Origin of the sequence: Crossiella sp. CA198, from assembly GCF_052078295.1 — a bacterium.
Lineage (GTDB): Bacteria > Actinomycetota > Actinomycetes > Mycobacteriales > Pseudonocardiaceae > Crossiella.
Window position 1 is genome coordinate 202,591 of record NZ_JBQJIM010000012.1, and the last position, 14,580, is coordinate 217,170.

Sequence of the window (14,580 nt, forward strand, 5' to 3'; positions counted from 1 at the left end):
TTCAGTTGACTTCGTGATAGCCGAGCTGACGCCCGAGGTCGCTGTTGCACCAGTACGCGGTGACCGCCCCGATCAAGCCGTCGGCGGCCATGCGCAGGATGAACAACTGCCGGGACTCAAAACCGCGCCCCTGGCAGGGTATGTTTCCCCACGGCAATTTCTGGGTGCCCGCGAGCACCACTTTCGCGGCCACCGTGGCCGTGTGGTCGGAGACCAGGCCGCGGAGGTCGACGGTCAGATCGGGAAAGGCCATGATGAGTCCGCTCCACAACGGCCTGCCAATGGTGCGGACGTGTCCGTCGGCACGCAGTACCTTGGTTTTGCCAGGGATTTCGAAAGCGGGATAGTCCAGGCGGGCGCGGGTGCCGCACAGGGCCACCATCGCCTCGGTGTCGTGCCGGGCGAAGGCGGCGAAGAACGCTGTCGCCAGGGTGCTCGCGGGGGCGGTCATGCCGGCACCTCGATCGGCTCGGGCAGTGCGGTGTGCTGGACGCCCAGCTCACGCAGCAGCAGGCCGTGGCACCAGCGCGCGTCCCAGGCGGTGATCCGTTCGCCGTCGTGGTCGAGCACCCAGGCGGTGCGGAACTCGATGTGCCGCCGCTGTTCGGGCGCGCCGAGGAAGGCGGCGAACTGGGTGCCGCCGATCGACAGCTCCAGCACCTCGGCGCCGTCCCCGGCGAACCCGGACCGGGGCCGTAGCCGCAGGTCGGGGAAGGCGTGCAGCAGCTGGCCAAGGAAGGAGCGGCCGACGGTGCGCACCGGTCCGTCCAGGCCGAGCGGTTCCAGGCACACCGTGGCCGCCGGGTCGAACAGGGCCAGGGCCGAGTCGAGGTCGCGGTGACCGAGGTGGTGGGCCAGCCTGCCGCCGAGGGTCTCCGGGAGCTGTCCACCCCTGGCCGGGGGCGCGGGTGCGGCCGGGGGTGGGCAGCCGGGCAGGCCGAGGCGGGTGAGCAGGGCATGCGCCACCGGCCCGGCCGATTCCGGGTTCTGGCCGGTCAGCAGCTCGCGGTCGGTTACCAGGTGCGCGGTCCAGGAGCCGGGGCCCTCCTCGAACAGCGCGCCTGCCTGCTTCAGCGCGGACTCCGGCTCGGTGGCCTCGGCGGCCCCGGGCAGCTGCCTGGCCTCGTCATTGCTGAGCGCGGTGAGCCGGTGGCCCTCGAACCACCAGTGCCCGTCCGGCCGCGGCCCGGCGGCCAGCAGCGCGGCCGGGCCCTGACCCAGCGCGCCGATCGGGCGGCCCGCCGCGTGCAACAGCCGGAGCACCCGGCCGACCTCGGCATCCGCGCCCAGTTCGGCGCACACCCCGCGTCCGCCGGGCAGCAGCAGCGCGTCGAAGGCCAGCACCCCGGCCTCGGTCAGCGTGGCCAGCGCGCTCGGCGCGTTCAGCTCCGGCTCGGCCCCAATGGCGGCCGCGGTGGCCTCGGCCGTGGTGCCGGCCTCGGCGCTGACCTGCTCGATCTCCGCCTGCACTGTCCCGGGGTCGAGGGGGTCGGCCAGCCGGGTCTCGGCGAGCACCTCGGCCAGGTCGCGGCCGGTGCGCCGGGCGATGTCCACGGCCTGGCCCAGGCGTGGCCAGGCATCCAGGGCGGGCACCCCGGCCTCGATCATCGCCGCGTGTATCGACCGGGCCGCGGGCAGGTTGAGTTCGGCCCATTGGCTCCTGGTCAACCGCACCCATTCGGCATTGTCCCGAAATGTGCGGATCAGTGCGCGGACAAAAGCGATGTCCGCCCAATGGTGGTGCCAGGCGGGTGTCAGGCTTTCCGAATCCGGCTGCGGCAGATCGCCATTCGGGGTGGCGATCGTGAAGTCGACGCCGGCCCGGCGGAAACACCGGATCGGTATCAGTAGATCGGAGGCCCAATACCCGGCGGAATCCGGGCGTGAGCCGCTGACAACGCAGAGCACTCGCGTCAACGTGACTCCATTCTCAAGACTGTCGCACTCGGCGAACCGTCTGGAGGTGCACGCATATTGTCGACCCGGGGAAGAACGGGGCGTAACCGCCGTCAGTGGAGTGAGGCCCCTCACCCCATCAGGTGGCGAGAATGCGTTTTTATACACCGCGTCACCAGTTGGCTAGACAACGCGGTAACACTGCTGGGGGACCCTCGGTAGAGGTAAGATCAATAAGTCACAGCTGCTTTTCCTGGCCGGTCGATCGGGTCTAGAGTTTTCGGCGATTCCCTTGGAGGGCGAATGCGCCTGTTCGGAAAGCCAAAACCCGGCATCGTGGTCATCGGCGGCGGAGCCTGTGCCGCCTCGGCGGTCGGCACATTGCGCGAACAGGGCTACGACGGCAAGGTCACCGTCGTCAGCGATGAGGCCGAGTACCCCTACGAACGCCCGCTGCTGTCCAAGAAATACCTGCTGGACAACGAGTCAGGGTCCACCGGCATCCACACCCGGCAGCCCGGCTGGTACCAGGAGAACGAGATCGAACTGCTCTTCGACACCCGGGTGCGCCGGATCGACCCCAAGGCCCGCCGGGTGCAGCTGGCAGGCGGCCGCGACCTGCCCTACTCCCGGCTGCTGATCGCCACCGGTGGCCGGGCCCGCCTGCTGCCCGGCCCCCGCAGCGACCGGCTGCTCTACCTGCGCACCAGGGCCGATGCCCAGCACCTGGGCGAGCAGCTGAAACCGGGGCAGCACCTGGTGATCCTGGGCGCCGGGTTCATCGGCTGCGAGGTGGCCGCCGCGGCCCGGCAGCGCGGCCTGCGGGTCACCCTCGTCGACATGCGCGCCGGACCGCTCAACCGGGACCTCGGCGACCGGCTCGGCGGGGTGCTGGCCGAGATCCACCGGGACAACGGGGCCGAACTGCGCACGGGGGAGCGCATCCGCACGGTCACCGAGACCCCGTCCGGGCTGGTGGTGCAGACCGACAAGTCCCGGCTGGACTGCGATGTGGTGCTGGCGGCCCTGGGCATGCAGCCCAACTGCGATCCCTTCGCCGACACCGGCCTGGAGATCGCCGACGGGCTGGTGGTCGACGAGTTCGGTCGCACCAACGCCGACGACGTCTTCGCCGCCGGGGATGTCGCCTCGCAGTACAACCCGACCTTCCGGCGCAGGCTGCGGGTGGAGCACTTCGACAACGCGGTCAAGGCGGGCGCCTCGGCCGCGACCAACATGATCGGCAAACCCGCGCCGCTGGTGGACCCGCTGTGGTTCTGGACCGACCAGTACGGCCACAACATCCAGGCGGTCGGCCAGCTCGGCCGCGGCTGCACCGAGGTGGTCCGCGGCGAGGTGGACGAGCTGCGGTTCTCGGTGTTCTACCTGCGCGAGGGCCTGGTCCGCGCGGTGCTCGCGCTCAACCGGCCGCGGGACGTGCTGCACGGGCGCAAGCTGGTCCTCAACGAGATCCCGGTCAGCGCCGAGGTCCTGGCCGACCCTGGCACCGACCTGGCCGCCCTGCTCCGGGCCCACCGCCCACCCCGTTGAGCCCCGGTGGAACTGGACACCACCCAGGTCGTCATCGCGCTGGTGGCGTTGATCGGCGGCGGGATCGTCACCGCCGTCGGGTCGATGCTGCGGACCAGTTTCGAGGCCAGGACCGCGGGCAGGCTGATCTACGCCGAGCTGACCCGCAACGCCGCCGCGGTCGCCTTCTTCCGCCGCTCCGGCGCCTGGCCGGCCACCGTGATCAGCTACACCGCCTGGGACCAGTGCGGCAAGGAGATCGCGCAACTGCGGGACAACAGCACCTTCGAGGCCGTGCACCGGGGCTACAACGCACTGGAGGCCATCCAGTTCGTCGCCGCGGACACCGCGCTGGACCCGCGGCAGAAGACCGACCTGATCAATGGCGCGGTGCTGGAACTGGGCAACGGCATCCGGGCCATCGGGGCCAAGGCGCGGGTGCCGCCCGCCCGGCTGGAGACCGAGATCCGGCGGCTGTCCGCGCGGCCGATGACCGCCCGCTGGGAGATGAACGTGCTGGAGGTCGGCGGCGCGGTGCCGCCCGCCCTGCTGGCGGCCATCATCGACCAGGCGGGCGGCGACGCTGAGACCGGCGTCGGCACCCCGGCCAAGCCCGCCCGGAACGCCTCGAACGCGGTGCCCAGGGCCGACTGCACGGTCTATGACGCCGCCGGTGGCCAGCCGCTGCCTGGCCGCGCGGTGCGCACCGCGGGTGATCCGCCGACCAGGGACCCGGCCGTGGACGAGACCTACGACGCGCTGGTGCTGGTCGCCGAGTTCTGCCACGAGGTGCTCGGCCGCTGGTCCCTGGACGACAACGGGATGGAACTCAGCGCCGTGGTGCATCACGCCGACGGCGTGGGCAACGTGCGGCTGCAGGCCGGGCGGGTGGTGGTCGGCGACGGCGACGGCCTGGTCTTCGGCCGGTTCAGCGCCGCCGCCGAGGTGGTGGCGGGGGAGCTGTGGCAGCGCATGCCCGAGATCGCCGCACTCCAGCCCACCGGCCAGGCGGGCGCGCTCGGCCAGGCACTGCGGGATGTCTTCGGCCTGCTGTGCGCGCAGTACGCCGCGGACGAGACCGCGGCGACCGCGGACTGGGTGGTGGGCAAGGGCTTGCTGCTGCCCGGCGTGTACGGCGTCGGCCTGCGCTCACTGGCCGAACCGGGCACCGCCTACGACGACCCGGTGCTGGGCGCGGACGAACAGGTCGCGCACCTGGACGCCTACCTCGCCGACGGCCCGGCCCAGCTCAACAGCGGCATCCCCGGCCACGCCTTCTACCTGACCGCCACCGAACTGGGCGGCCAGTCCTGGATGCGCGCGGGCCGGATCTGGTACGAAGCACTCACCTCCGCCGACCTGCCCGCGGACGTCGACTTCGCCACCTTCGCCCACCGCACGGTGGACCAGGCCGCCCGCATCTACGGCACCGGCAGCCTGGAACACACCGCCACCGCCGACGCCTGGGCCGCGGTCGGCATACCCACCACCCCGCCCTGACCCACCCTCCCGTCCCACTTGGCCCAACTGGTACGCCCACTTGGGCCAAACGGGCGTACCAGTTGGGCCAACTCGACGGGCGGGCGTGCCCGTCAGCGGGCCTCGGGTGTGCCGGGCTGGTCGTGGGTGGCGCAGTGGATGCCGCCGCCACCGCCGGCGATGGTGGTGATGGCCACCGGCACGATCTCCCGGCCGGGGAAGTGCTCGCGCAGCACCTGCTGGGCCCGGTCGTCGGCCTGGCGGTCGCCGAAGCGGGGCACGAACAGAGCCTTGTTGGCCACGTAGAAGTTGACGTAGGAGATCACGCTGGTGTCCTGGTAACCGGCTACCTGGTCCGGGTCGGGCTGGATCAGTTCGACGACTTCCAGCTTCTTGCCGTTGGCGTCGGTGGCGTCCTTGAGCACGGTCTTGGCCTGCGCGGCCGAGCGGGACCAGGAGTCCGGCGGGGTGCCGGGGGCGGCCTGGTCCAGCAACACCGCGCCGGAGGCGGCGAAGCGGACCAGCGAGTCCACGTGCGCGTCGGTGATGTCCTCGCCGCGCACCCCGGCGAACCAGATCACCTTGCGCACGCCGAGCGCCTTCTTCAGCTCGGCCTCGATCTGGTCCCGGCTCATCCCGGGGTTGCGGTTGTCGTTGACCATCGAACTCTCGGTCACCATCAGCGTGCCCTGGCCGTCGGTCTCGAATGAGCCGCCCTCGCCGACCAGCGGCGTGGCCACCCCGGGGATGCCGTACTTGGCCAGCACCGCGGCGGCGACCTTGCCATCCCGGTCGTGCTGCTGCTTCTTGCCCCAGCCGTTGAAGTGGAAGTCGACCCCGGAGACCTTGCCGCCCTCCTCGACGAAGACCGGCACGGTGTCCCTGGCCCACAGGTCGTCCACCGGGATCGGCACCACCTCCACGTCCTTGCCGCAGGCCCGCTGCGCGGCCTCGGCCTGCTCCGGCCGGGCCAGCAGCACCACCGGCTCGAAGCCCGCGATGGCCTGGGCCAGCCGGGCGATGTCCGCGCGCACCCCACCCAGGTCCTCGCCCCAGATCCCGGTGGAGGCCGGCCAGGACATGAAGGTGCGGGCGTGCGGCTCCCATTCGGCGCCGAACCGGCGGGAGGGGGCCGCCGCCTGTTCCGGGGTGCCGCTGGGGGTGCTCGACGGGGCGGGGGAATCCGGGTTCGAGCAGGCCGAGGCGAGGGCGAGGGCGCCAAGGCCGGTGAGGCCGTGCAGCAGGGTCCGGCGGGACAACGGGTTCGGTCGCAAGTGCTCACTCCACTGTGGGCTGGACGGCGGGCAGCCATTTACTGAAATTTTAGTCAGTCTAGCGGAGCCGGGTGACAGCCGCGCTCAGGTGGGGTTGGCGACACAGCCCGCCCCGGTGGTCAGGCCCAGTTTCCGGCGCACCGCGTCCAGGTAGGCGCAGCCGTCCCGCTTGTTCGGCTCGACGTAACCGCCTTCGTGCCACTCGTTCCAGGCGTAGAGCGAGACGAAGTTGTCCACGGTGGAGGGCCGGGTGGACTCGGCGATGTCGGCGCGCACGTTGTCCAGCAGCCGCTCGAAGCCGGGCAGGTCGGCGTCGGGATACCAGCGGAAGCGCTCGCGCAGCTTGGCCGGGTCAGGCCCGGGATCGGGGATGGAGATGGCGATCCGCGGCCGCTCGTCGAAGTCCGAGGTCGCGCAGCGCAGCAACGAGCCGGGGTAGTTGCGGAAGAAGCCGCGCTGGTTGTCGGCGTAGCGCTGGTAGGAGCGGGAGTCGTCGAACTGGCCGAGGCAGTCGCTGCCGTCGAAGCCCGCCCCGGCGGGCGGCACCCCGTTCAGCGTGATCAGCACCTCCTCGCCCAGCTTCTCCCTGGCCCGCGCCCGGATCGCGTCGGTGAACCGGCGGGTATCCGCGACGTGCGGCCCGGTGGCGGTGCCGTTGCCGACACCGCGGGCGTCGCACACGCCGATGATCGGCCTGCCGTCGTTGGCGCGCAGGTAGTTGGGCCTGGTCAGGTAGCTGTCCACGATGGTGTTCGCGGCCTTGGTGATCTGTTCCAGGGGCAACTTCAGTGACACCGGGCCGTCGGTCCAGGGGTGCAGGCAGGTGAGGATGTTGAAGTCGATATCGGTGCGGTTGCTCGCGGCCAGGTAGGCGCGCAGGCCCTCGATGTAGTTCTCCGCGCCGCCGTCGGCCGGGTTCCAGTACCAGTAGAAGCTGAAGTACCGCAGTCCGGCGCCTGCGGCCTGGGCGACCTGTTTGCGCAGGGTGTCCGGGTTGGCGTCGTCGTAGAAGCCGATGGCCGGTTCGCGGTCGGTGAAGTCCTCCTGCGGCCAGTGCCAGGCGTTGCGCGGCACCCCTGACCCGGCGAAGTCCCGCAGCCCGCCCCACCAGTCGTTGTCCCGCTGGTACACCCGCTTGACCCCGGCGATCAGGGACTGGTTGCCCTTGGCGTCGAAGGTGCCGAAGTAGATCGCCCCGGTCCGGTGGAACGCGGGCCAGACATAGCCCAGCGGCCCGTCGGTCCGGTACCCCAGCGCGAGGAAGTCGGCCTGCTTGCGGGCGGGCACCGCGCGCCACTCGGCGCCGTTGGACATCCGGTACAGCACCTCGGTCCCCGGCTGCCGGGTCGCCCCGGTGTGGCCGAGCACGCCGCCCTCGGTGAACCGGCCGGAGTCGAGCAGGCTCTGCCGCTCACTGGCCGAGGCGGTCAGCAGGTACGCCGAGCGGTCGGCCACCCGCAGCCGGTAGAGGGGCTGGCTGCCGGGAAAGGCCTGCCGCCGCAGGAAACCGAGCCGGGTGTGCTGCCGGGCCATCCCGTACTGCCCTTCGGCGGCGTTGCCCTCGGCCTGGGACAAGGTCCAGAACCAGCCTGCCTGCCCCGCGGTGCGGTACTCCAGCAGCGGGACCGGATCGGTGACCTTGTCCTCGGCGTTGGCCGCCACTGCTCGCGCGGCCGGGGCGGTGAGCAGGGCGGCCAGTAGACACAGCACGAGCAGGGCGCAGCGTGTGATCACGGGTGCAGCTTCCCGGCCACCCCCGCGCCCCGCAACCCGGCTGACGGCGCCACCGCGCCCTGCCGTGTTCAGCCGAGTGCCAGCCGGGGCCAGTTCGCGAGTTCGGCCAGCAACCCGCGGTCGTGGGTGGCCACCACCACCGCGGCGCTGGTGTCGGCCATCGCCGTGGTGAGTTCGTCGACCAGGGCGGGGGAGAGGTGGTTGGTCGGCTCGTCGAAGATCACCAGGTCCGGGCGGGCGGCCAGGCGCAGGGCCAGGTCCAATCGCCGTTGCTGGCCAAGGGACAGCCGGGCCACCGGGGTGCGGGCGGCCTCCCGGTCCAGCAGGCCGGTGGAGGTCGGCGAACCGGGCAGGGCCTGCCGCTCGAACAGTTGCCAGGCGGTCAGTTCGCCTGGCCAGTCCGGGACCTCCTGGGCGATCAACTCGATCCGTGCGCCCGGCAGGTGCCGCACCTCGCCCTGGCTTGGCGTCAGCAACCCGGCGAGCACCGCGAGCAGGGTGGACTTGCCGGTGCCGTTGCCGCCGGTGACCAGCAACCGGTCGCCGCCGTCCAGGGTGCGGGTGACCGGCTGGTCGAGCCGCCCGGTCACCCGCACCGCGTCCACCCGGACCAGTCCGGCGCCGGTGCGGGTGCGTGCTTCCGGCCAGCGGAAGGTGAGTGGCGGTTCGGGCACGGTGACCCGGTGCTCGGCCAAAGCCTCCTGTGCGCGGTTGAGCGCCTGCACGACGCCCGGCGCGCGGGACTGCCGCTGGTGCTTGCCGGTGCCCTTGTCCGGCCGCCAGCCCGTGCTCAGCCGGGACCGGGCCTGGTCAAGGGCGGTGGCCAGGCCGCGTTGTCCGGCCTGCTGCTCCTCGTACTCCTGCGCCCACCGCGCCCGGTCCCGGCGGCGACCGTCCACCCAGGCCTGGTAGCCGCCCGCGTACCGGCGTGGTTTGCCGTCCTGGGCCGGGTCCAGGTCGAGGAACTCGTGTGCCACCTCGCGCAGCAGGGTGCGGTCGTGGCTGACCAGGGCCAGCCCGCCGCGGTGCGTGCGCAGCCGCTCGGCCAGGAAGGCCAGGCCGCCCGCGTCGAGGTGGTTGCTGGGCTCGTCCAGCAGCAGCAGATCGTGCCCGGCGCTGAGCAGACAGGCCAGCCGCACCCGGTAACGCTGCCCGACGGAGAGGGTGCGCAGTTCGCGTTCCCGGTCGGGACAGGCGTCGAGCCCGGCCAGGGCGATGTCCAGGCGGCGCTCGGCATCCCAGGCGTCCAGGCGGGTGGCCGCGTCCAGGGCACGGGTGTACTGCTGCTCGGCCTCGGCGAGGCCCCGGGTGAGGCCGTCGGTGGCTTCGTCCAGGTCGCGCAACGCGGTGCGGGCGGCGTGCAGGGCTTCGTCGGTCAGCGAGCCGACCGTCTCACCCGGACCGGCGGGCAGGGCCTGCCGGGACAGGCCGAAGCTGCCCGCGCTGTGCACCGAACCCCGGTCGGGGAGGCGCAGTCCGGCGAGCACGTGCAGCAGGGTGGTCTTGCCGCGGCCGTTCTCACCGACGATGGCCAGCCGGGACCGGGCGGAGACGGTGACGGAGACGTCGGTGAGCAGCACGCGACCGCCCAGGGTGACGGAGATGTCGGTGGCGCGCAGATGTGGGGTGATGGACAAGCGAATGCTCCGCAGCTCTCGGGGGAGCCGGGCAGCACGAAGTGGCGCCGCCCGGCGATGGCCGGAACGGCGGGCAGGGAGGAAGTGCTCGGTGCGCCGCCGTCAGGCGGCGATGCGGGGCGGCATCGCCGTGCTGATCGCGGCGTAGCCGGTACTGGTGCACATGGCGGCGAGGTTAGTCCGCGTCGCGGCGGCGGCCAACCGGATTTCCGGGGGTCAGGCCGCCCGCGAACGGCGTGCCGCGCCACGGTTCGAGGGTGGGCGTCACGTACTCCACGATCGCGGGCATTTGCGGGGCGAGCGCGAGGAAAGCGATGCCGCGCAACATACCCACGGCGTTGACGAACCCCAGCACGTCCGCCCGCAACTCCCGCAGGCCGTTGCGCTGGGCGCCGCGGTTGTAGGCGGCTTCCAGGTCGGGTCCGAGTGCGGCCAGATCCCATTCGACCGGGCCCAGGGTGACCAGCTCGAAGTCGGCGTAGCGGTCGCCGTCCACCCCGGCGAAGATGTTGGCAGGTGGGGAATCGCCGTGGATGGGCTGTAGGTCGATCCCGGGGAAGGCCTGCTCGAACGCCGTCCGCGAGCGCACCAGTGGCTCCAGCACCCGCCACTCGTGGCGAGCGCGGTCCAGGTCGGCCGGATCGAGCAGATCGGGCTGGTCCCCAAGTAGCGCAAGGCCTTCGGTGATGAACTCCGGTTCGGCCGCGGACAGGAACGACAGCTGCCCCGGGTAGTCGCGCAGCGCGGCGTGCAGGTCGGCGGTGCTTTCGGCATTGGCCGCGTAGTCGGGTTCCTTACTCCGGTCCTCCGCGACGAGCTGCCAGAAGGTCATGGAGAACCCGTTGCGCCGCACGGGTTTCCGCGGCACGAGCGGGCTGGGCGGGAGGACGGGGACGCCCTGGTCGGCCAGCCACCGGGTCACGTCCAGCTCGGCCTGCTGGCGGTGCGCCAGCGCGTCCAGGCCCGCGGATTCCGGCAGGACAACGGGAATCCGGGCCACCACCGGCGCCGGGGCGAGGTGGACCACGACGGAGAACAGGTCGTGCAGCACCCTGGCCTCGGTGACGGCGAGACCAAGATCCCGTCCGGCGCCCACGGCCGCGTCCACCGCGGCGGCGGTGCGGCGGGCGAGGTCGGACCGGGTCAGGTAGGTGGTCATGGCTCGATCTTCGCTGTCGGTGCAACCCATTACTCTGCCGCGGTGGCACTCAGGGAGATCGACAACAGCTGGATCGGGGACGACCTCGACGACCTGCTCGCCTACTTCGAGGCGGACCCGCCCGAGTACGGCGCGCACCGGGTGGTGGTGGCCAGGTGCGCCGACTGCGCCGGTCAGGTCTTCGTGCTGGAGACCGACGAGTCCGGCAGCTGCGTGCGCCGCACCTGCGCGGGCTGCGACCGCACCGTGCCCATGCTCGACTCGGCCGAGCACTGGCCGACCCTGGACGAGGAGGCCGAGGCGCGCTACTTCGTCGAGTGCGTCTGCGGTGAGGACAACGTCGAGACCGCGGTCGGGTTCACCTTCCGGGACGGCACCCCGGCCGCCGACGTGCACTGGATCTATATCGCGATCCGGTGCGTGGCCGACGGCAGGCTGGGCTACTGCGCGAGCTGGCGGATCAGCTACGGGCCCTCACATCACCTGGTCGACTCGGTCTGACCCGGCTCGCCGGCGGGTTCGAGCAACTGCCACCAGGGCATCACCGGCGCGGGCGCCGCCACGTCCACCCGCTCGCCCGGCCGCGGGATCGCCACCGCGACCTCCCGGGCCTTGGCCTCCGCCCACAGCCGGTCCACCGGCTCGGACCAGTCCTGCACGCCCAGGGTGAAGGTCGCCCAGTGCACCGGCACCAGGAGGCCGCCGCGCAGGTCCTGGTGCGCGGTCACGCCCTCCTCCGGGGTCATGTGGATGTCCGGCCAGGTCTCCACGTACGCGCCGATCTGCACCAGGGTCGCGTCGAACGGACCGTGCTGCGCGCCGATCTCGGCGAAGCCGGGGAAGTAGCCGGTGTCGCCGGTGTAGAAGACCCGGTGCTCGGGGCCGATCAGCGCGTAGGAGGCCCACAGCGTGTCGTCCCGCTTCAACGCCCGCCCGGAGAAGTGCTGGGCCGGGGTGGCGATGATCTCGACTCCGCCCGCGGTGACCGATTCCGACCAGTCCAGCTCGATGATCCGGTCCGCGGGCACCCGCCAGCGCCGCAGGTGCGCGCCCACGCCCAGCGGCACCACGAACGGCGCGGTCTGGGTGCGCACCAGCGCCCGCACCGTGGCCAGGTCCAGGTGGTCGTAGTGGTCGTGCGAGATGATCACCGCGTCCACCCGCGGCAACGCCTCCACCGGCACCGGCGGCCGGTGCAGCCGCCGCGGTCCGCCGAAGGGCAGCGGCGAGACCCGCTCGCCCCACACCGGATCGAGCAGGATCAGCCCGCCGTCCAGCTCCACCAGCGCGCTGGAGTGCCCGTACCAAGTCAGGTGCACGCCCTGCCCGGTCGGCGGCTGCGGCTCCACGAGTGGCACCAGCCCAGCCGGTTTGCGCTGCTGTTTGCCCAGCACCAGCTCGCGCAGGATCTTCGCCCGGCCCGTCGGCGCGGCCAGCGTGCGCGCGCGGTTGCGGAAGGCGCCGTCGCGGTACTGCGGGGACCGGGTCACCCTGTCCCCGCCCGCCCGGCCGCCGAACTGGGCTGGCAGTTCGCGCAGCAGCCACACCAGGGCCGCGGCCAGCGCGCCGAGCAGATATCGGATCATGCGACCGATCATCCCGCAGCCAACCTGTGGCGGCTCTCAGCAGCGCGTCCGCTGTGGACTGTCGGTGGGCGGCACTATGTTGGGCGCCGTGAACGCTGGGGAACGCATCCGGGAACTCGCTGATCAGATCGTCGCGCTGCGCGACGCCTACTACCGCGGCTCGCCGCTGGTGGCCGACGCCGAGTACGACGCGATCGAGGACGAACTGCGTGCCTTGATCGAGGCCAACCCGGAGCTGACCCCCGACCCGAATCCCCTCGATCAGGTCGGCGCGCCCACCGTGCTGCACGCGCCGGTCCGGCACTCCCGCCCGATGCTCTCCCTGGAGAAGGCCACCAAACCCGAGCAGGTGGTGGCTTTCTTCGGCCGCTTCCCCGGCCAGCCGGTGGTGGTCATGCCCAAACTGGACGGACTCTCCCTCGCCCTGGTCTATGCGGAGGGCAGGCTGGCGCGGGCGGTCACCCGCGGCGACGGCAGCACCGGCGACGATGTGACCCCGCTGGTCCGCGCCCTGGTCGACGGGGTGCCGGAGCGGGTGGACGCGCCCGGCCGGGTCGAGGTGCGGGGCGAGGCGGTGATGCTGCGCTCCACCTTCGCCGCCTACAACCTCGCGCACCCGGACAAACCGCTGATCAACCCGCGTAACGCGGCCGCGGGCACGTTGCGCGCCAAGGATCCGGCCACGGTGTCCGAGCGGCGGCTGCGGTTCTTCGCCTTCGACCTGGACACCTCCGCCGGCGGCGCCGCGGCCGACCTGGGCGAGGGGCTGCGTCAGCTGGGGCTTTCCGGTGCGGACATGCGGCTGTGCGCCGACGCCGAGCAGGCCCAGGCGGTGATCACCGAGATCGAAGCGGGCCGCAACGACCTGGACTACGACCTCGACGGCGCGGTGCTGCGGCTGGCCAACCGGGACGCTTACGGCGCCGCGGGCACCCGGTCCAGCTCCCCGCGCGGCGCGCTGGCGTTCAAGTTCGCCGCCGAGGAGAAGACCACCGTGCTCGCCGATGTGGTCTGGGACGTCGGCAAAACCGGCAAGATCGCCCCGGTGGCGCACCTGGAACCGGTGTTCGTCGGCGGCACCACGGTCACCAAGGCCACCCTGGCCAACCAGGAGGTCATCAGGGCCCGTGGCATCCGGATCGGCGACACCGTGCTGGTGCGCCGCGCCGGTGACGTGATCCCGTTCGTGGCCGGGGTGCTGGACGAGTCAAAGCGCACCGGCGCGGAACGCGAGATCGTGCCACCCACCACCTGCCCGTCCTGCGCGGAACCGCTCACCGAACAGGGCAACAGCCGGGAACTGTTCTGCACCAACGTCTCCTGCCCCGCCCAGACCGTGCGCAGGCTCATCCACTGGGCCTCCCGCGCCGCCGCCGACATCGAGGCGGTCGGTCCGAAGTGGATCGAACGCCTCGCCGAGGCCGGGCTGCTGGAGAACCCCTCGGACTTCTACACCCTCACCGAGGCGCACCTGCTTGAGTTCGACCGGATCGCCGAGGTCTCCGCGGCCCGCATGATCGAGTCCATCGCCACCAGCCGCAAGGTCGGCCTGCGCCGCGCCCTGATCGGCCTGGCCATCCCGATGGCCTCCGAGGGCACCGCCACCCGCCTGTGCCGCGCCGGTTTTGGCTCCCTGGAAGAGGTCGCCGACGCGGGCGAGGAACGCCTGGTCGCGGTGGAGGACATCGGCCCGAAGGTCGCCGCCTCACTGACCGAACACCTCACCCGGCTACGCCCCGAGATCGACCGCCTGCGCGAATGGGGCGTGTCCCTGGACGTGCGCGAGGAAGACCTGCCGCCCGTGGTCGCCGCCGACGCGCCCCTGGCCGGTAAGACCGTGGTGGTCACCGGCGCGATCAACGACCCGCGCTCCGGCGAGAAGGTGCCCCGCCCGGCCTTCCAGCGCCTGTGCGAGAAAGCGGGCGCGACCATCGCCTCCTCGGTCTCGGCCAGCACCGATCTGCTGATCACCGGCGCCGACGTCGGCGCGAGCAAACTCGCCAAGGCGGAGAAGCTGGAGGTCGAGGTCATCGACGCAAGCGAGATCTGGCAACAGCTCATCGCCGCCGGCCTGGCCTAAGCATCCGGCGCGTTGGCCGTTGTCGTACACAGTCTTGGCCGAACTGGTACGCCCACTCGCCAACACGCCGTCCAGAACGGCCAACACAGCGTCCAGAACGGCCAACACGGTGCGGGTGGGGGCTTGCTTAGCTTGAGTTTTTTAAGCTCTCAGAGCCTGATCGGGCACCTGGTTAATCATTCCTTCTTGCGACAGTCGGAAGATC

The 14,580-nt window shown here is 71.8% G+C and carries 11 protein-coding genes; 4 read left to right on the forward strand and 7 right to left on the reverse strand.

The features are described from left to right. Position 1 precedes the first annotated feature (1 nt). Both ACTOWY_RS21500 and ACTOWY_RS21505 read right to left on the reverse strand, forming a co-directional pair. The gene (locus ACTOWY_RS21500) at positions 2–451 is read right to left on the reverse strand and encodes a nuclear transport factor 2 family protein (protein ID WP_441311447.1); all 450 of its coding nucleotides are present in this window, start codon (positions 449–451) and stop codon (positions 2–4) included. Continuing rightward, entirely contained in the window at positions 448–1,668 is a 1,221-nt protein-coding gene (locus ACTOWY_RS21505) for a DJ-1/PfpI family protein (RefSeq protein ID WP_441311448.1), read from the reverse strand. Before ACTOWY_RS21505 ends, ACTOWY_RS21500 begins: the two co-directional genes overlap by 4 nt. Positions 1,669–2,199: 531 nt before the next feature. On the opposite strand from ACTOWY_RS21505, the gene ACTOWY_RS21510 reads away from it, so the two are divergent. Together ACTOWY_RS21510 and ACTOWY_RS21515 are read left to right on the forward strand one after the other, a co-directional pair. After that, a complete protein-coding gene (locus tag ACTOWY_RS21510; protein WP_441311449.1) occupies positions 2,200–3,447 on the forward strand; it encodes an NAD(P)/FAD-dependent oxidoreductase in 1,248 nt (415 codons plus the stop codon). Positions 3,448–3,453: 6 nt separating this feature from the next. Next, positions 3,454–4,926 (forward strand): M4 family metallopeptidase, encoded by a 1,473-nt coding sequence (locus ACTOWY_RS21515; protein WP_441311450.1) that lies wholly within the window; start codon positions 3,454–3,456, stop codon positions 4,924–4,926. A gap of 92 nt (positions 4,927–5,018) precedes the next feature. Here the strand turns inward: ACTOWY_RS21515 and ACTOWY_RS21520 are convergent, their stop codons facing one another. From ACTOWY_RS21520 to ACTOWY_RS21535, 4 genes are all read right to left on the reverse strand, one after another. Beyond that, positions 5,019–6,179 (reverse strand): agmatine deiminase family protein, encoded by a 1,161-nt coding sequence (locus ACTOWY_RS21520; protein WP_441311451.1) that lies wholly within the window; start codon positions 6,177–6,179, stop codon positions 5,019–5,021. A gap of 84 nt (positions 6,180–6,263) precedes the next feature. Beyond that, positions 6,264–7,913, reverse strand: a complete 1,650-nt coding sequence (locus ACTOWY_RS21525) for a glycoside hydrolase family 99-like domain-containing protein (protein ID WP_441311452.1) — start codon at positions 7,911–7,913, stop codon at positions 6,264–6,266. A gap of 68 nt (positions 7,914–7,981) precedes the next feature. Continuing rightward, positions 7,982–9,550 carry an ATP-binding cassette domain-containing protein gene (locus ACTOWY_RS21530; protein WP_441311453.1) on the reverse strand — a complete coding sequence of 523 codons (1,569 nt, stop codon included), beginning with the start codon at positions 9,548–9,550 and terminating at the stop codon, positions 7,982–7,984. A gap of 175 nt (positions 9,551–9,725) precedes the next feature. Continuing rightward, positions 9,726–10,709: an aminoglycoside phosphotransferase family protein gene (locus ACTOWY_RS21535; protein WP_441311454.1), complete on the reverse strand. Its 984-nt coding sequence runs from the start codon at positions 10,707–10,709 to the stop codon at positions 9,726–9,728. A gap of 42 nt (positions 10,710–10,751) precedes the next feature. Between ACTOWY_RS21535 and ACTOWY_RS21540 the strand changes: the two genes are divergently transcribed. Continuing rightward, on the forward strand, positions 10,752–11,210 hold the full coding sequence (locus ACTOWY_RS21540; RefSeq protein WP_441311455.1) for a hypothetical protein: 459 nt from the start codon (positions 10,752–10,754) through the stop codon (positions 11,208–11,210). Here ACTOWY_RS21540 and ACTOWY_RS21545 read toward each other — a convergent pair. Next, positions 11,189–12,295 carry an MBL fold metallo-hydrolase gene (locus ACTOWY_RS21545; protein WP_441311456.1) on the reverse strand — a complete coding sequence of 369 codons (1,107 nt, stop codon included), beginning with the start codon at positions 12,293–12,295 and terminating at the stop codon, positions 11,189–11,191. The genes ACTOWY_RS21540 and ACTOWY_RS21545 overlap by 22 nt on opposite strands. Before the next feature lie 88 nt (positions 12,296–12,383). On the opposite strand from ACTOWY_RS21545, the gene ligA reads away from it, so the two are divergent. Next, complete coding sequence (ligA, locus tag ACTOWY_RS21550; protein ID WP_441311457.1) at positions 12,384–14,375, forward strand: NAD-dependent DNA ligase LigA; 1,992 nt, start codon at positions 12,384–12,386, stop codon at positions 14,373–14,375. Positions 14,376–14,580 lie beyond the last annotated feature (205 nt).